16 protein-coding genes, 1 riboswitch and 1 other annotated feature are annotated in these 18,580 nt (G+C 29.1%); of the genes, 11 read left to right on the top strand and 5 right to left on the bottom strand.

Features of this window, described 5'->3' with window-relative positions; all coding sequences use genetic code 11:
- Positions 1-6 precede the first annotated feature (6 nt).
- A riboswitch (cyclic di-GMP riboswitch) is annotated at positions 7-91 on the top strand.
- A gap of 31 nt (positions 92-122) precedes the next feature.
- Positions 123-701: a TasA family protein gene (locus ACTNBA_RS11090; protein ID WP_441074083.1), complete on the top strand. Its 579-nt coding sequence runs from the start codon at positions 123-125 to the stop codon at positions 699-701.
- Positions 702-948: 247 nt separating this feature from the next.
- Positions 949-1,515: a dihydroxyacetone kinase transcriptional activator DhaS gene (gene dhaS / locus ACTNBA_RS11085; protein WP_035133092.1), complete on the top strand. Its 567-nt coding sequence runs from the start codon at positions 949-951 to the stop codon at positions 1,513-1,515.
- 92 nt (positions 1,516-1,607) lie between these two features.
- On the opposite strand, the gene ACTNBA_RS11080 is transcribed toward dhaS, so the two are convergent.
- The gene (locus ACTNBA_RS11080) at positions 1,608-3,050 is read right to left on the bottom strand and encodes a WG repeat-containing protein (protein WP_441074081.1); all 1,443 of its coding nucleotides are present in this window, start codon (positions 3,048-3,050) and stop codon (positions 1,608-1,610) included.
- Positions 3,051-3,183: 133 nt separating this feature from the next.
- Positions 3,184-4,752 (bottom strand): DEAD/DEAH box helicase, encoded by a 1,569-nt coding sequence (locus ACTNBA_RS11075; RefSeq protein ID WP_035133090.1) that lies wholly within the window; start codon positions 4,750-4,752, stop codon positions 3,184-3,186.
- A 247-nt stretch (positions 4,753-4,999) separates the two neighbouring features.
- On the opposite strand from ACTNBA_RS11075, the gene ACTNBA_RS11070 reads away from it, so the two are divergent.
- The 3 genes from ACTNBA_RS11070 to ACTNBA_RS11060 are packed head-to-tail and all read left to right on the top strand — an operon-like array spanning position 5,000 to position 8,377.
- On the top strand, positions 5,000-6,247 hold the full coding sequence (locus ACTNBA_RS11070; protein WP_441074079.1) for a M16 family metallopeptidase: 1,248 nt from the start codon (positions 5,000-5,002) through the stop codon (positions 6,245-6,247).
- Between the two features lie 37 nt (positions 6,248-6,284).
- The gene (gene recX / locus ACTNBA_RS11065) at positions 6,285-7,148 is read left to right on the top strand and encodes a recombination regulator RecX (protein ID WP_441074077.1); all 864 of its coding nucleotides are present in this window, start codon (positions 6,285-6,287) and stop codon (positions 7,146-7,148) included.
- Between the two features lie 41 nt (positions 7,149-7,189).
- A complete protein-coding gene (locus ACTNBA_RS11060; RefSeq protein WP_441074076.1) occupies positions 7,190-8,377 on the top strand; it encodes a transglutaminase-like domain-containing protein in 1,188 nt (395 codons plus the stop codon).
- A gap of 115 nt (positions 8,378-8,492) precedes the next feature.
- Here the strand turns inward: ACTNBA_RS11060 and ACTNBA_RS11055 are convergent, their stop codons facing one another.
- The gene (locus tag ACTNBA_RS11055) at positions 8,493-8,852 is read right to left on the bottom strand and encodes a tetratricopeptide repeat protein (protein ID WP_035133086.1); all 360 of its coding nucleotides are present in this window, start codon (positions 8,850-8,852) and stop codon (positions 8,493-8,495) included.
- 164 nt (positions 8,853-9,016) lie between these two features.
- Positions 9,017-9,234, top strand: a binding site (T-box leader).
- A 198-nt stretch (positions 9,235-9,432) separates the two neighbouring features.
- On the opposite strand from ACTNBA_RS11055, the gene ACTNBA_RS11050 reads away from it, so the two are divergent.
- The 3 genes from ACTNBA_RS11050 (at position 9,433) to ACTNBA_RS11040 (ending at position 14,559) form a co-directional block, all read left to right on the top strand.
- The gene (locus ACTNBA_RS11050) at positions 9,433-12,075 is read left to right on the top strand and encodes a valine--tRNA ligase (RefSeq protein ID WP_441074074.1); all 2,643 of its coding nucleotides are present in this window, start codon (positions 9,433-9,435) and stop codon (positions 12,073-12,075) included.
- 207 nt (positions 12,076-12,282) lie between these two features.
- Complete coding sequence (locus ACTNBA_RS11045; RefSeq protein WP_441074072.1) at positions 12,283-13,587, top strand: bifunctional folylpolyglutamate synthase/dihydrofolate synthase; 1,305 nt, start codon at positions 12,283-12,285, stop codon at positions 13,585-13,587.
- Positions 13,588-13,674: 87 nt separating this feature from the next.
- Entirely contained in the window at positions 13,675-14,559 is an 885-nt protein-coding gene (locus ACTNBA_RS11040; RefSeq protein WP_441074071.1) for a YncE family protein, read from the top strand.
- A 49-nt stretch (positions 14,560-14,608) separates the two neighbouring features.
- Here the strand turns inward: ACTNBA_RS11040 and ACTNBA_RS11035 are convergent, their stop codons facing one another.
- A complete protein-coding gene (locus ACTNBA_RS11035; RefSeq protein WP_150846035.1) occupies positions 14,609-15,133 on the bottom strand; it encodes a DUF4364 family protein in 525 nt (174 codons plus the stop codon).
- Between the two features lie 164 nt (positions 15,134-15,297).
- Between ACTNBA_RS11035 and pdaB the strand changes: the two genes are divergently transcribed.
- Both pdaB and ACTNBA_RS11025 read left to right on the top strand, forming a co-directional pair.
- Complete coding sequence (gene pdaB, locus ACTNBA_RS11030; RefSeq protein ID WP_441074069.1) at positions 15,298-16,062, top strand: polysaccharide deacetylase family sporulation protein PdaB; 765 nt, start codon at positions 15,298-15,300, stop codon at positions 16,060-16,062.
- Positions 16,063-16,285: 223 nt separating this feature from the next.
- Positions 16,286-17,020 carry a single-stranded DNA-binding protein gene (locus ACTNBA_RS11025; protein ID WP_150846033.1) on the top strand — a complete coding sequence of 245 codons (735 nt, stop codon included), beginning with the start codon at positions 16,286-16,288 and terminating at the stop codon, positions 17,018-17,020.
- Positions 17,021-17,094: 74 nt separating this feature from the next.
- Here the strand turns inward: ACTNBA_RS11025 and dapD are convergent, their stop codons facing one another.
- On the bottom strand, positions 17,095-17,805 hold the full coding sequence (gene dapD, locus ACTNBA_RS11020; RefSeq protein ID WP_150846032.1) for a 2,3,4,5-tetrahydropyridine-2,6-dicarboxylate N-acetyltransferase: 711 nt from the start codon (positions 17,803-17,805) through the stop codon (positions 17,095-17,097).
- 225 nt (positions 17,806-18,030) lie between these two features.
- Here dapD and ACTNBA_RS11015 point away from each other — a divergent pair, with 225 nt between their 5' ends.
- Positions 18,031-18,570: a cob(I)yrinic acid a,c-diamide adenosyltransferase gene (locus ACTNBA_RS11015; protein WP_035133066.1), complete on the top strand. Its 540-nt coding sequence runs from the start codon at positions 18,031-18,033 to the stop codon at positions 18,568-18,570.
- Positions 18,571-18,580: the final 10 nt, after the last annotated feature.

Below are 18,580 nucleotides of genomic sequence, written 5' to 3'. Positions count from 1 at the left end.
CAAAAGGGTTATAAAGGGAGCGAAGAAGTATTCACTGTATATGGTCACTTAGTGAATATGGAGTTAATAGTGAATCCACACCATTATATAATAAATATTATATTTTATGGGAGGAATTTAAATTGAAAACTAAAATTAAAATTGTGTCATTATTAATGGCAGCAGCAATTACAACAGGGGTAGGAGGATATGGTACTTATGCTTATTTTACTGATAGTGATTCATTAAAAAATGAAGTAAACATCACAATGGGTAAACTAGATGTAAAAGCATATTGGGCTACAGATGCCAATGCTGATAGTTGGAAGGCCACATCAAAAGTTACAGAAGTAGTTGACAAAGATGGTGGAAAGACATTAAGCTATGAAAATGTTAAGCCAGGAGATACTTTCGAAAGAGACATAATAGTTGCTAATTACGGAACACTAAAAGCAGATACAACAGTGCAATTTAACCCTAAATTAGTTGATGGTTTAAAGCTTGAGATGGTAAACTTTACTTCTCAGCATGGTCATGCAAAATTAGATCCAAATGTTCCTAATAGAGTATATGAAAATGGAATGGAAGTTAGAGATTTTATTAAAATGACAGTTAGAGTTACTGTTCCTACAAATGCAGGTAACGATTGGATGGAAAAACTTATTAATACTGATGCTCAAGAATTTGTAAAGGTTGGAGCTCATCAAGTAATAGAACAGTAAATTATTATAAAAGAAAACATTTATAATGTTATTGCGACTTAAGTATATCATATAATATTATAAATCATAGAGCTATCTATAAATCGGTTAACTTAATAGGTTTAACTATTTTATAGATAGCTTTTATTGTTGCATAAATATTTATAAATTTTAAAGAGGGGTAATAGAAAATTAATGGATTAAAAGGATAATATAATGTATAGTAAATGTAAAGATGAAAAAATCCATAGGGAGGAAATAAGTACCTATGTCAAATTCAATAATAACAAAAAAAGCATTAGCTAAATCTTTGAAGGAATTAATGAATTCTATACCTTTAAATAAGATATCTGTTAAAGAGATAGTTAATAACTGTGGATTAAATAGACAAACATTTTACTATCATTTTCAAGATATATACAATCTACTGGAATGGATTTATGAAACAGAAGCCGTAGAAAGCATATCACAATACAGAAGTTATAACACCTGGACTGATGGATTTCAAAAGATTTTCAACTATATAGAAAGCAATAGAAGATTTTGCATGAATACTTTAAATTCTTTAGGAAAGAATCACCTAGATTCATATCTTTACACAGTTACTTATGATTTAATTATTGGAGTAGTTAATGAAGTTTCTCAGAATATGAGAGCTACAGAAGACAATAAAAAGTTTATTGCAAATTTTTATACTTTAGCATTTACAGGTTTGGTAATTCAGTGGATGAATGGTGGAATGAAGGAAGATTCTCATAAGATTATTGAAAAGTTAAGTGAATTAGTAGAGGGTAACTTTATGAGAGCTTTAGAGAGATATGAAAAGGATGCATAATAAATATATCCATCATGCATCCTTTAAAACTTATATATTCTTTAAAGTATTAGTGTAATTATAAAATATTTCATATAACTATGATTTAAAAATTACTTTAGTTTATTACCATCTTCATCAATGTAAAACCACTGATTATCTAATTTTACAGATATAGGAGCTATATCCCCGAAGGAAGGAGTGATTTCATCATATATGATATCTGTAAACTTATTAGAGGATTTGTTATAAAGCCCCCATTTATTATCTTTACTTACTAAAAAGATATTTTCATTGTAGGGGTCAATAATATCATATTCGCATTTTAAAATTTCCTTTTGGGTTTTATCTATAAGACCCCATTTACCATTTAGGCATACTTGAAATATATTTCTAGATGAATCAATATTATAAACCTCATCATAAATAGGAGGAACTACCTCAATTCCATTAGAAGCTAAGATACCACATTTGCTTGACTTATAAATGGTAGCAAAGCCATCATAGAATGGATAAATTTCAGTATAGTCTGTGTTAAGTATAATTTCACCTTGTTTATTTATAAATACATTCTTACGGTTACCATCTTCATCTACATAGCTAGCAGCAAACATATCATCTCCTGAACCTAATTCAATGTATTCAAACTTAGGTTCAAAGAGCAATTCTCCTTTAGTATTCATAAGAGCAACCTTGTTGTCTAAGGAAGCTAGCAAAACATCACTTTCCCAAAAGGAGTTTATATAATCATATTTAAATGGAATTACAACATCACCATTCTTGTCTATACATCCAGTCTTACCATCAAGATATACTGTAGCTAGTCCATTAATAAATGAATCAGCCCCATCGTAAATAGGTTTAATTATCATTTTATCTTTAGTATTTATATAACCAAACTTTCCATCTATATCTACAGGAGCTAAATCATCATTGAAGCTTAAGTAATAAGAATATTTAGGTTCTACTATAGTTTTACTTTCTAGATTTACAAAACCAAATTTTCCGTTACTTTCAAGATGAACTATAGAATTGTTAGGCATTATGGCAGTATACTTGGGCTCTACCTTTAAATTAGTATTTAAAGCTATAAAGCCTTGGTAATTGTTTTCTGTTATAATGGCTATATTTTCCTCTCCACAATTATATAATGAAATTGGGGTTTCAGATACGAAATCAACTACTATATTGTTTTTAAAGTCTATACAACCATACTTACTGTTTTTTTTAACAGAAATGAGAGTATCAGATACAATAGTAGCTTCTTCATAATCAAAAGGAATTATCACATTATTCTTTTTATCTATAGCACCCCAAAATCCATCTTTTTTTACAGGGGCTATATTGTTATAAAATGAATGTGCTTCTTCATAGGTTGGAGTTATAACTAGATTTTCTTCTGTATCAATAAATCCCCATAGACCTCTAAGTTTAACTGCTGCTAGGCCATCAGTGAAAGAGGAGGCTTCTTCATATTTATTATTGTTATTACAACCACTTAGAACAACACAGAAAATTAATAATACTATTAATAGAATTTTATTTAAAATCTTCATATGTCCTCCTTTTAAAATATTATTTACTATATTTTAACATTATATTTTCTATAGGTATACAATATTTAGTAAAAAAATAAAAAATGCAGTATTATGTAAAATACCGCATTTTGACTATATATTAGATGCAAATCTATTTTCTTTTATTAGATATTTCAATGTTTACTTTTCTTTTACCAAACATTTTTCCTTTAGAATTCTCTAATATTATATTTACAAGATTGCTAGGTACATCAACAAAGGAGAACTTATCAAGGATATCAATTCTTCCAATTTCTTTACCTTTAACACCGGCAGTGTTATCTAAAAATTCAATAACATCTTTAGCTCTGGCCTTGTCGAGCTTACCTATAGATAAGAATAATCTTGTTGTATCATCTACATCTACAGACTCTTCAGCATAGTTACAATTTAATTCTTTATCAAACATTAGTTTTAGTAAAGAAGCAGTAACATCTTCAGCACCATACTCATTTATTAGCTCTTTAGCCATAGGTAAGAATGTATTGTATGAGTCTTCTTGTAATACATTCCCAATGTTTTCTATTAAACTTCCAGATTTAGCAGAGAATATATCAGCTAAAGTAGGAATGTCTTTTTTAACTATTTTACTTTTAGTATGATTTTCTATTTGTCTTATAAAAGAAACTTCTTTTCTTGAAGCAAAGCTATAAGCAATACCTTCTTTATTAGCTCTTCCAGTTCTTCCTATTCTATGCACATAAGATTCTATATCTTGTGGCAAGTCATAGTTAATAACATGAGTAACATCTTCAACATCAATTCCACGAGCTGCAACATCAGTAGCTACAAGGAAATGTAGTTGTCCGCTCTTAAATTTAGCTAATGTGTTCATTCTTTGGCTTTGTTTCATATCTCCGTGCATACCTTCAACACTATAGCCTTTACCATGTAAAGCATCAACTAACTCATCTACACCTTTTTTAGTTTTACAGAACATTATTGTTGTAGTTGGATTATCTACGTCTAAAATTCTACAAAGTGAATCAAATTTATTAGATGAGTTAACTAAAAAGTATGATTGTTGTATTTTGGATACAGTCATGGATTTTTTAGCTATTACAATATGTTGAGCATCAGGTTTCATGTAATTTTTAGATAGGTTTTTTATTGGTCTTGGCATTGTAGCAGAGAATAAAAGCGTTTGTCTTTCCTCATTTAAGTTAGATAGGATACTTTCAATATCCTCAATAAATCCCATGTTTAACATTTCGTCAGCTTCGTCTAAAACTAAGAATTTAACATTTTGAAGTTTTAATGTTCTTCTATTAATGTGATCTAATATTCTTCCAGGAGTTCCAACTACAATATCTACTCCTCTTTTTAGAGCAGCAAGTTGTCTGTCAAAGGATTGACCACCATAGATTGGTAGGATTTTATACTTTTCATACTTGCATAATTTCAAAAGTTCTTCGCTAACCTGAATAGCTAACTCTCTTGTTGGAGCTAATATTAAGGTTTGGATAGCTCCACCCTTAGGGCCCATGTTGCTAAGAATAGGTGCTCCAAAGGCAAGGGTTTTACCAGTTCCTGTTTGCGCTTGACCTATTATATCGTAACCTTGTAAACTTACAGGAATGCTTTTCTCTTGTATATCACTAGGATTTTCAAAGTTTAAGTCATTTATAGACTTTAATATGGAATCCTTAAGTCCAAGTTCTTCAAATTTAGTTTTTATCATTCATATTCCTCTTCTCTTTTTTCTTTAAATACATCTAATAGTAACACAGTAAATCCATAATAGCAATTGTAAACTGAAATTTTATACCTAAGTATTTATAACTAAATATAATGAAATAAATAAAATTATGCAGGTGGAAATATAAAACTCTATTACATTTATAGAAAATCATATATTATATTATGTGTAGATATAATTAGAATTATAGGTATAATTATATATAGATATTTTAAAGTAAGGAGAATATATGAAAAAATTTTTATTTGATACAATGGAAACATATTTGGAAAATGGACTTAGGTTAATAACTATAAAAAAAGAAACCCAAATAGCTTCTTTAAATATAGGAGTTATGGTTGGAGCTGTTTGTGAAGAAAAGCAAGAACGTGGCATATCTCATTTCATAGAGCATATGCTTTTTAAGGGAACTGTAAATAGAGATAATGAAAAATTAAATAGTGATTTAGAAAATTTAGGTGGAGAGTATAATGCTTATACAGATTATATGTCCACTGTTTTTAATACAACTACTTTAAACGAAGAATTAGATGTAAGTTTAGAATTGATTAGTGACTTACTTCAACATCCTACTTTTTTAGAGGAACACATTGAGAAGGAAAGAGGAGTAATATTAGCAGAATTAAGAAGTGGTAAGGATGATGTAGAAGATTTATCTTTTCAAAAAATAAATGATATGGCATTTACTCATAGTCCATTGAAGATTGATGTTATAGGAAAAGAAGAGATTGTAAAGTCAATTAGTAGAGAAGATTTAATAAGATATTATAATAATCACTATGTTTCTAATAATACAGTGATAACGGTGGTATCATCTTATGAACATGAATATGTAATAGAGTTAGTTAAAAAATATTTTAGTCAGTGGAAAAGAAAAGAAGTAAATAAGCCTATTTTAAATTTTGAAAAAAATAAAGAAAAAATTAAGATTACTCATAGAGATAATATGGAGCAGAGTACAATAATATATTTATATACCTTTAAAGACCTAACTAAGAAAGAAGAGTTAGCTTTAAGAATATTAAATCACAAGTTTGGAGAGAGTTCTAATTCTATATTATTTAGAGAACTTAGAGAAGATAGGGGACTTGCTTATGATATTTATACAAGTCTTGACTTAACAAACAACTTGAAAACTTTATATATCTATGCAGCAGTAGCGCCAGAGGATGTTGATGCAACTATAGAAACCATAAATAATTGTATAGAAAAAATTAAAGAGGAAATAATTGTATTTGATGGTAATACTATAAATTTAATGAAAAAGGTGTTTAAGACTGCTATAGCTTCTACTTTAGAGGATTCAACAGATTTGGGAAATTATGTAGTACATCAGGCTATGGAAGAGGATAATTTATATCAATTTAATGAAGATATGGAGAATTTGAATTATATAGTAGCTCAAGATTTATATGAAGTAGCTAAGAAGGTACTAAATAAGCCTACAATTCATGTACTTCTATGTGATAGGGAGTAAGGTATAAAATTTCTATAGATGATGGGAAGGAAGAACAGTGAGTAAAATAATTACTAAGATTGAAGCCCAAAAGAAAAAGGATAACAGAGTAAATATATTTATAAATGGTGAATTTGCATTTGGATGTAGCAGTGAATTAGTATATTATCATAATTTATCTAAGGGAAAAGAAATTAATATTGAAGAACTGAAGAAAGTTATAGTTGAAGATAATTTTCTTACAGCAAAGACAAAGGCATTAAAGTATATTGAGAGAGCTCTAAAGAGTGAGTTTCAAGTGAGAGAATTTCTACAAAGGAAAGAATATGAAGATAGTGTTATAGACAGAGTTTTAGAATTTCTAAAGGCATATAAATTTATTGATGATGAATATTATTCAAAAGCTTTTGTAACACAAAATATTAGAATAGAAGGCAAAGGAAACATTAGATATAAACTTATAAAAAAGGGTATATCTGAGGAAATGATAAATAACATACTAAATGAAATTTCTTCTAAGGATGAAGAAACAGTGGCTTTAAAGCTAGCAGAAAAAAAACTTAAGGTGCTATGTAAAAATGAAGGCAATATAGTAAAAATAAAAAGTAAACTTAATACTTTTTTAATATCTAAGGGATATAATTTTGATACTATTAAATCAGTAGTAAATAAATTAGAAATCACGGAAAAAGAAAATATAGAGGTCTTTAGGTCAGATGGTTATAATCAGGTTAAGGAAAATCAATGGGATGAACTTCTCAGTATTGCAGAGAAAAGATATGAACGCCTTAGCAAATCAGAAGAGGATGCAATTAAAATAAAGAAAAAATTACAGGATTTCCTTTTAAGAAAGGGTTATAATTACAGCGATATCAAAACTGTATTAAACAAGATTATTAAAGGTGAAGATTCCTATTATTAAATCTAGAAGAAAATCTAACAGGAGAGAAAAGGAGGGATAGAATGGAATTTTTAGAGGAGTATAATATAAATATTGTTTCATTAGTATTGGTTATAGCATTTGTATATCCTGTAATAATGGGCATTGTATTTAAATTGAAAAGTAAAAGCATGGTGGTTACAATTAAGGGTGTATTAACTTCTATGGCAATGGTTTGTTCAATAATATTAACTACTGTGGTGGTAAAAAATGTGTTTGCATTAGATAAGTATGGATTAGTTGAATATATATCCTCAAAGATTTCTCCATCCTTTGCTTATCTTATTACTAAATCTAAGCTATTTAATGCAATTATACTATTGTTTACATTCTTAATTATTTATCAGATATTTAAAGCCCTTATAGAATTTATCAGCAGGACTACTTTATATCCAGCTTCAGATGCCATTGATACCAGTATTAGAAATACAGGCAGAGGTACTAGAGCTTTATTAGGAGGAATATTTCAAATTCCTAAGGCTATATGTTATATGATAATATTATCAGCACTACTTAGCTATGCATCAATTTTTTTAAATAATCCAAAGCTAGATAATAAATTAAATTCATCTACCATATATAGTTATATTAATAAAAAGATTATAGAGCCTGTTACGGATTCTGAGATAGCTAAAAGTTTCCCCAATATATTAGAGAATTCATTTAAAGTAGTAGATGAGAAAAATAATATAGTAGATGATGTAAATGGATATCTTCAAGGGGTAGTTTTTTATAATGGAGTAACATTAGATGAGGGAATAAGATCTAATGAGATCATAGATAATACTGCGTTAAGTATAACTAGTAAGTATGATAATGATTATGATAAAGCAAGAGCTTTATATGAATGGATAGGGAATGCTATAATTTATGATGATGATAAGGCTACAGAAGTTATGAATAATCCCATACCTACAGAGATTAATTCTGGAGCCATAAATACTTTTAATACAGGAAAAGGTGTTTGCTTTGACTATGCATGTTTATATGTTGCAATGTGTAAAGCAAATGATATACCAGTAAGACTAATTGTAGGAGAAGGTTATAATGGAATGTCTTGGGTTAGTCACTCATGGAATGAAGTGTATATAAAGGAAATGGATAAATGGGTAAATGTGGATTCAACTTTTTATAATGCAGGGAATTATTTTGATAATGATACCTTTAATTCAGAGCATAGAAATAGAAAAATCGCAGGAGAATGGAAGTAAAAATTTAATTAAAACTTAAGTTTTAATTAGTCTTTTATATTAGATTTATATAACTTTTATATTATAAAGTTTGTATTATGAAATTAAAATAATAGTTAAATATAAAAAAACAAGCTTATATGCTTGTTTTTTTATATTTAGAAAGTATGAAACTTATGGCCTTTTCACATTCAGTATCCGTATTATCTATGGACCATGCAGTATTAAAATAATTTAGGGCCTTTTTATTTTCATCCATCATTACATGACAATAAGCAAGGTTGAAATAATATTTACTTTCTTTTCGTAGATTCAAAGCTCTATGAATAAGAGGTATTGCAGCCTTATAGTTTTTTAGTTTAATAAAACATACAGCAGAATTATAAAATGAAGGTGCTTCATATTCCTTTAACTCTGCAGATTTTTTATACATATCAATAGCATTTTTATAGTCCTTAAGTTTATATAAATCATTACCTTGTGCAAAATAATTCAAGGAAAAGACCTCCTAATTAGTACTTTATCTTAATATTTTCCATTTTGTTCTAAAATATACTATAACATTTATAAATTTATGTAAATTATATTTTAAAATTTATATTGACAAAAGAGTTGTATTGTATATAATATTATAAAAGAGAAATATATATAATACATAATAAATTGACTGTGATGAAGAGGAGTAAGAATATGAAATATTAAGAGAGGAAAATCCATGGGCTGAAAGGTTTTCTATAGGAAGTATTTTGAAGGTAGCTTCGGAGTTGCTTTAGCGAAATTAAGTAGCTAGAGACGGTGGTTCCTCATCGTTAAAATTAAGAGAGTCTTAAAAGTAATTTTGAGAAATAAAGGTGGTAACGCGCGCTGTCGTCCTTTGGGGTGATAGCGCTTTTTTTTATTAATTTTATACTAATCTATTAAATTACCCTAGTATTAAATATATTAATAAATGTAATGCTAATTTCTGTGTAATAGTTTAGTTAAGGTTTTGTACATTATAGCTACTAAGAACTGTAATTGTTAGAACAAGTAATCAAAAGTAAAAAATAAAAACAATAGAAGGGCAGGTAATAACAATGGATGAAAATAACAATATAGCAAAGAATTATGATCCTAAAGAGTTTGAAGAAAGACTATATAAGTGGTGGGAAGAAAGTGGATTTTTTACTCCACAAGTAGATAAAAATAAAAAGCCATATACAGTAATAATGCCACCACCGAATATCACAGGACAACTGCACCTTGGTCATGCTTTAGATAACACTCTTCAAGATATACTTATAAGAACTAAGAGAATGCAAGGGTATAGCACATTATGGCTTCCAGGAGAGGACCATGCAAGTATAGCTACTGAAGTAAGAGTTGAAAAAGCTTTACTTGCAAAAGGAATTAAAAAGAAGGAAATTGGTAGAGAGGCATTTTTAGAAAAGGTTTGGGAATGGACAGAGGAATATAGAGATAGAATTAAAACTCAACTTAAAAAAATGGGTTGTTCTGCTGATTTTACAAGAGAAGCTTTTACTATGGATGAAAATTTAAGTAAGGCTGTTAGAGAAGTTTTTGTTAAATTATACAAAGATGGTCTTATATATCAAGGAAATAGAATTACAAACTGGTGTCCTAAATGTATGACTGCTATCTCAGATGCGGAGATTGAATATGAAGAGCAAGGAGGACATTTCTGGCACATAAATTACCCTGTAATAGGTAGTGATGAAGTAGTTGAAATTGCTACAACAAGACCAGAAACTTTACTTGGAGATACTGCAGTAGCAGTTAATCCTAAGGATGAAAGATATGCTCACTTAGTTGGTAAGAAGCTTAGGTTACCATTAGTAGAGAGAGAAATTGAAGTTGTTGCCGATGACTATGTAGATATGGAATTTGGAACAGGTTGTGTTAAGATAACTCCAGCTCATGATCCAAATGATTATCAAGTAGGTAAGAGACATAATTTAGAAGAAGTTGTGGTTTTAGAAGAAAACGGAACTATATCTGAAGGTTATGGAAAGTATTCAGGCCTTGAGAGATATGAAGCTAGAAAACTTATAGTAAAAGATTTAGAAGAACAAGGATATTTAGTTAAGATTAAAGATCATAGTCATAATGTAGGAACTCATGATAGATGCGGATGTACTATTGAGCCAATGCTTTCTAAGCAATGGTATGTAAAAATGGATACTCTTGCAACACCAGCAATTAAAGCTGTAAAAGAAAAAGATATAAAATTCATTCCAGAAAGATTTGAAAAAATCTACTATAACTGGATGGAAAATATTCAAGATTGGTGTATTTCAAGACAATTATGGTGGGGACATAGAATCCCAGTTTGGTACTGTAAAGATTGTGGAGAGATAATAGTTGAAACAGAAGCACCAGCTCATTGTAGTAAGTGTAGCTCTACAAATCTAGAGCAAGATAAAGACGTTTTAGATACTTGGTTTAGTTCAGCCCTATGGCCATTCTCAACATTAGGTTGGCCTGGTGATACAGAGGATTTAAAATATTTTTATCCAACAAGTACATTGGTTACTGGTGGAGATATTATATTCTTCTGGGTTGCAAGAATGATATTCTCAGGTTTGTACAACATGGATGAAGTACCATTTAAAACAGTGTTTTTCCATGGGATGGTTAGAGATGATCAAGGTAGAAAGATGTCTAAGTCTTTAGATAACGGTGTTGACCCACTAGAAGTTATAGAAAATTATGGAGCAGATGCTCTAAGATTTTCCCTTGTTACTGGTAATGCTCCGGGAAGTGATATAAGATTCTATGAATCAAGAGTTGAGGCAGCAAGAAATTTTGCTAATAAGATTTGGAATGCATCAAGATTTGTTATGATGTACAATGATGAAGCTCTTATAGAGAAATATAAAGATTGTAAAAACTATTCTGTAGCCGACAGATGGATATTATCAAGACTTAACAATATAGTTAAAGAAGTTACAGAGAATATAGAAAAATATGAAATCGGTATTGCACTTCAGAAGGTTCATGACTTTATGTGGACTGAATTCTGTGATTGGTATATAGAAATTGCTAAACCATCTTTATATAGTGATAATGAAGAAGTTAAAGGAATAGCTTTAAATGTTCTTAATAAAGTTTTAGTTTCAGGATTAAAATTACTTCATCCAGTAATGCCATATATCACAGAAGAGATTTATACTCACTTAACTAAAGAAAGTGAATCTATTACAATTGCTAAATGGCCAGAGTTTGAAGCTGATTTAGAAGATTTCAAAGCAGAAGAATATATGAACTATATTATAGATGCCATAAGAAATACAAGAAATGCTAGAACAGAAATGAATGTACCACCTTCAAGAAAGGCTAAAACATATATATATGCAACTGAAGCAGCAGAAGCCTTCAAGGAAGGAAAAGTTTACTTTGAAAAATTAGCATCTGCTAGTGAAGTTATAATCCTAAACTCTAAAGAAGAAGCACCAGAAAATATAGTATCTGTAGTTTCAAAGGGCGCAGAGATTTATATGCCACTTTTAGAGTTAGTAGATGTAGAGAAGGAGCTTGAAAGATTAAACAAAGAAAAAGCTAAACTACAAGGAGAAATTGAAAGAGTAGAGAAAAAACTTGCTAATGAAAGATTTGTATCTAAAGCTCCAGCTGAGGTTGTTGAAGAGGAAAAAGCTAAGGGTGAAAAGTACAGAGAAATGTATAATTCTGTATTAGAGAGTATAGAAAAGTTACAATAAAAACATTTAGGAATGTTAATATAAAAATAAATTTTAATATTAATAAATAGAAGGATATCTAAAAGTGTATACACTATATATTTTATTTATAGTCTTATACTTTTGAGATATCCTTTTTAATATTGATAATTACTAGTGTTATATAGTTGAGTATGGATATGCAATGAGGTAAAATAGGTTATGAAATTAGAATTCAGGAGGGTTATTATGAATTATACTGAAGCTATTAACTATATAAAGGATACTGCTAAGTTTGGAAGTAAACTGGGATTGGAAAGAACAGAAAAGATACTAGAACTCCTTGGAAATCCACATAAGAAGATTAAAACTATTCATGTGGCAGGAACTAATGGTAAAGGTTCAACCACAGCTATGATTACAAAGATATTAATACATAGTGGGTACAAAGTAGGATGCTATATATCTCCTTATATTGAAGAGTTTGAAGAGCGTATTCAGATAAATAATAGGAATATTCCAAAGGAAGATTTAGCTAGGATAGTTACAGAAGTTTCAATGGCCGTTAAAGAAGTAACTACTTTAGGTTATGGTAACCCTACTGAGTTTGAGATAATAACTTGTGTAGGATTTTTATATTTTTATAAAATGAAGGCTGATTTTGTTGTTGTAGAGGTGGGGCTAGGAGGAAGACTGGACTCTACTAATGTTATAGAACCAATTTTATCTATAGTTGGATCTGTAAGTTATGATCATATGAACATTTTAGGAAATACCTTAGAGGAAATTGCTTATGAAAAGGGTGGAATTATTAAAAATAATACTCCAGTAGTTTTATATCCACAGGAAGATAAAGTCACTAAAGTCATAGAGAACATTTGTAAAGAAAAAAATTCACCACTTATAAAAGTGAAAAGAGAAAATGCATCTTTAGTTAAAGTAGGAGAGTATAAGGGAAATACAGTGGTTCAAAATTTAAACATTATAACAGAAAGAGACAGGTATAATGTTAAATTATCTCTTTTAGGAACTTATCAGATTCAAAATTGTAATGTCGTTATAAATGTTTGTGAAGCTTTAATAGATCTTGGAGTTAATATTACAAAGGAAAGTATAACAAATGGTTTAGCTCAAGTTAAATGGCCAGGTAGATTAGAAATTATGAGAAAAAACCCTTTAGTGGTAATTGATGGTGCTCATAATATTGATGGTATAAGGAAGTTAACTGAAAGTATAGAAATTTATTTTAAATATAAAAAACTAGTGTTAATAATAGGAATTTTAGCAGATAAGCAAGTAGATGAAATGATAAATATAATATGTCCTAAAGCAGAAAAAATTATAGCTGTAACTCCTCATAGTGAGAGAGCTGAGCTATGTGAAGATTTAAAGGAGAAGATTAATATTTGCAATAAAGAGTGTGAAGCTATTATGGATTATGAAGAAGCATACATTAAAGCACTTTCATATTGTGATGAGGATACTTTGCTAGTCATATCTGGTTCTCTTTATATGGTGGGAGATATGAGGAAGATAATAAGAAATCATAATTAATTTTAAATATAATATATTTGTGGTGTAACAAATTTTTCGTAGCATAATGGAAGGTTCCTTCATAGTATAATGTGAGGAGGGATTCCAATGAGGTACTTATATATTTGTAATACAACTCAAGATAGCATTAACAAAATTGGTATAGAGAAGTTTGCATTAGAAGATGTTATAAAGTTAGAAGGAGTTAATGAAAATAAAGTAGGTCCTCATGGATTATGTATACAAGGGGATCAATTATTCACTTCAAATTGTTACGATGGTTCAGTGTCTATAGTTAATTTGAAGGATTTAAAATCCTATAGCTATTATTTAGGAAGAAACTGTAGAGATATTTGTGCCTTGGGAAATCATTTATATATTATTTGCGGAGACTCAAATAATGTAGTAACTTTTGATTTGAATAAAAAAGAAATAATAGAGATTATTCCTTGTGGAGACTCTCCACATAGTATTGATTGTTGTAATCACAGCAATGAAATAGTTGTAGCCAATAATGGTGATGATACAATTACTGTATTTGATTCCTTATATGGTAGTGACATTAAAAACATAAAGGTAGGGCAAGCACCAACAAAAGCGTTATTTACTTTAAATGGGGATTATATTCTTGTTTGTGAAAGTAGTGCAGGCAGTTTGGATAAGGGGTGTGTAAGTGTTATATCAAGCAGAAATCATAAAGTAATACATAGATTATCAGTGGGGAATTGTCCTTTTGATATGTATTGCGATGAAAAGTATTGCTATGTATCTAACTATGGTGATGGAACTATATCTATTATTGATATTATAAATTTTATAAATATTAAGAGTATAAGAATTGGTGGTATGCCTAGAGGAATAATTTGCGATGAAAGGTATATTTACGTAGGAGATAGCTATAATGATTTAATAATGAGGATTAATAAAAATGATAATCATGAAAAATTAATCATCCCATTAAAGGGCCAGCCTACAGGGATGATTATAGATTAAAATATTTATGAAAATACTAAGGGTAGATTTATAATGAGCTTAATAAGAATTACTCAGTTAAAACTTTAATAATCTTAGTGTATAAGTCAGAGGGGTTAGCTTTCCATTTGGAACATAACTCTCTGGCTTGTTTATTTGATGCCACTGTTACCTTAATTTCCATGAGAGGGATATTATTTTCAGAAGCACCTAGGCTAACTACATAGCTATTGGAATTTTCAATGGTGTAATCAGCTGATATTGTAGCCTCTTTTTTTATAAGATTCATTTTCCCATCTATATAAGAATTTAATTTACTTAAACTATCCTTAGATAATCTATTTTTAAATAAAGATAGGACTTCTTTACCTTTACTTGATATTACTAATCTATCTTTATCTTTATAGTTAACTTTATTTATTAGTTGAGACGAGATTAAATCATCTATATATTCTTGCAGTGTAAAATAATTTATAAAATTATTTTCAAGGACAATTTCTGTAAGTTGTATGTTTGATATAGGTAAATCAACTTTATCTATTATATGCAACAGTAGAAGCTTGTTTTCTGCTAAGTTCAAAGAATTATCAAACATAAAGTAACCTCCTTTAAACCATGTACTTTTATACATATTTATTATATTAAATTATAACACATATTTATTAAATATGAATTAAGTTTACATGCTATAGTATAGCATATAATAACTGATTATGAATATAATTTTATAGAAAGTATGTTTATAAGTAAAGGAGGAATATGGATAGATCTAATAGAATTAAAATAAAAATAACAACTTATTTAGCATTGTTAATATTAATAGTGTGTATAAGTATTATGGGACGTGTATTTTATAAGGAGACCTTTATTCCAACAGGTAGAAAGATACCTATTTATTCAGTAGATACAAAAGAAAAGAAAATGGCTATAACCTTTGATGTTAATTGGGGTGATGATAAAACTAATGAAATACTAGATGTTCTCGATAAATATAATGTAAAGGCCACATTTTATATTATCGGATTATGGTGTGATGATTATCCAGACAAAGTAATAGAAATTTCAAAGAGAGGACATGAAATAGGAAATCATTCTAATAAACATCCTGATTATACAAATATGACAAAGGAGAGCATAATTAAGGATTTAGAAATAGCTAATGCTAAAATATTAAATTTGACTGGAGAAATGCCTAAAACATTTAGATTCCCATCAGGCTCATATAATGATGTTTCAGTAGAAGCTATACAAAGTACAGGGTTAAAGGCAATACAGTGGGATGTTGATAGTGTTGACTGGAAGGCTAATGGAGCAGATATAGAATATGAAAGAATAGTATCAAAGGCAAGGGAAGGCTCTATACTACTATTTCATAATGATGGAAAGTACACCACAGAAAATTTGCCGAAAATAATTGAAAAATACCAAGCAATGGGTTATGAATTTATTACAGTGTCTAACTTAATATATAGTAATAATTATTATCTAGATCATTCAGGGAAACAAATACTAAATGAAAATTGACAAAATTATTGCATATTTTAATTATAAGACTAAAAAATGTGAATTTTTGAAAATTAAATGTTGTAAAATTTAGACAATTATTCTATAATTAATTCACGGGGGTAATGTAAATAGAACTATAAGAAAAATATTTGATTTTTACTATAAATAGTTATATTTTTATTTTTTATGAATATAAATTATAGTAAATTTTACTAAAAAACCAAGGGAAAGAGGGGTTACCATGGATAATAATATTTTTAATAACAAAATTTACTTAGAGGGAAAAGTTATCTCAGATTTAGAGTTTAGCCACGAAATGTATGGAGAGGGATTTTACAATTTTGAATTTGAGGTTTCAAGACTTAGTGATACTTCTGACATATTAGTAATTACAGTATCAGAAAGATTAATTGCAGGAATTGATGTAAGTATTGGAAGTGAGCTTGTAATAGATGGACAGCTTAGATCCTATAACAAGTTTGTAGATGGTGCCAATAGACTTATATTAACTGTATTTGCAAGAGATATTCGCCAACTTGAAGAAAGAGGAAAAAATCCAAATCAAATTTTCTTAGATGGATATATTTGCAAGGCACCCGTTTACAGAACAACACCATTTGGCAGAGAGATAGCAGATATGTTATTAGCTGTTAATAGATTGTACAATAAATCAGATTACATTCCTACTATCGCTTGGGGAAGGAACTCTAGATTTTGTAAGAGTTTAGAAGTAGGGGATAACATTAGAATTTGGGGAAGATTACAAAGTAGGGAATATCAAAAGAAAGTTTCAGATACAGAAGTAGTTAAAAAAATTGCCTATGAAGTTTCAATCTCTAAAATGGAAAGAGTTACTGATGAAAATAGAGATAATGTAACTATTATAGGAAAAGTGGACAATGATCCATCTACAGATGAGAGTAACAATATACAAGAAACAAATTTAAATGATAATGAAGAGAAAGAAGTTATTTAATGAGATAAATCAACCAAAAAGCTATCATGAAGAAGTCCTTCATGATAGCTTTTTGGTTGTTAATTTATAATTTATTATTTTCTTAAATCAGCTAAGATTTCAGTTTTACTCTTAGTTTTATCATCTACATGTTTAATTATTTTAGCTGGAGAGCCGGCTACAACTACATTTTCAGGTACATCTGTTGTAACGATAGCACCAGCAGCTACTACTGAATGATTTCCTATTTTTACACCTTCTAAGATTACTGCATTAGCTCCTATAAGTACATGGTCACCAATTTCACATGGAGACTTGCTAGGTGGTTCTAAAACTCCAGCAACTACTGCTCCAGCTCCAAGGTGGACCCCTTTACCAAGCTTTCCTCTAGCACCTACAACAGCATTCATATCTACCATGGTTTCATCACCGATTTCAGCACCTATGTTGATAACAGCACCCATCATAATAACAGCATTATTTCCAATAGAAACTCTATCACGGATTATTGCACCTGGCTCAATTCTAGCATTTATACTTCTTGTATCAAGCATAGGTATAGCTGAGTTTCTTCTATCAGATTCAAGCCTGTAGTTATGTATTTTTTCTTTATTTGCATCTAAAAAATTATTTATATCAGCGCTATCGCCAAATAAAACATAGAAGCTGCCTTCGCCAAAACAGTCTACATTTTCAAAGTTACAATCCTTTAGATCACCTTTAACATAAGCTTTCACAGGGGTTGATTTCTTTGACTCCTTTATAAATCTAGCAATTTCATATGGATCAGTAAAATTATATTCCATACCTCTAACTCCTTTCGACAAGTAATATATATTCATTTATATATTATCCTAAAAAACTAAACAATAATTATAAATAAATAAGATATTTTTGAATATAATACTTAGTATATTTAATTTATCAATATAGTATATCTATAGTTATATCATAAAAATCATATATAATGGAATATTTTATTTGTAAATGATATAATAAAATTAAAAAAAGTAGACCTAGGAGGTAAATATATGGGAAACTTAAACAAAGGATATATTCAAATATATACTGGAAACGGAAAAGGAAAAACTACAGCAGCAGTGGGGCTTGCAACTAGAGCTGCTGGAAATAAATATAGAGTATGTATGGTTCAGTTTTTAAAAAGTGATGCAACAGGAGAATTAGAGTCAGCTAAACTTATGGCTCCATATTTTACTATTCATAGATTTGAAAGACCTAGAGGATTTTTCTGGACATTAAATGATCAAGAAAAGTTAGAGCTAAAAGAGGATATTCAAGAAGCGTATAAGTTCTGTATAAAGCAATTGGAAGAAGGAAATTGTGATATATTGATAATGGATGAGATAATGGGAACTTTATCTAATGGGCTAATTACAGAAGAACAATTAATAGAACTGATAGATAAAAAACCAGATGATGTAGAACTTATAATGACAGGTAGAAATGTGCCAGAATCAATAATGCAAAGAGCTAATTTAGTTACTGAAATGAAGGATCTTAAACACTACTTTAATGAAGGGGTTCCAGCAAGAAGAGGAATAGAATTCTAAGGAGTATAAG

Source organism: Clostridium sulfidigenes (genome assembly GCF_052067195.1).
Lineage (GTDB): Bacteria > Bacillota > Clostridia > Clostridiales > Clostridiaceae > Clostridium_J > Clostridium_J sulfidigenes.
The sequence above is the reverse complement of the archived record's forward strand: the minus strand, read 5'-3'. Positions and strand labels throughout refer to the sequence as shown.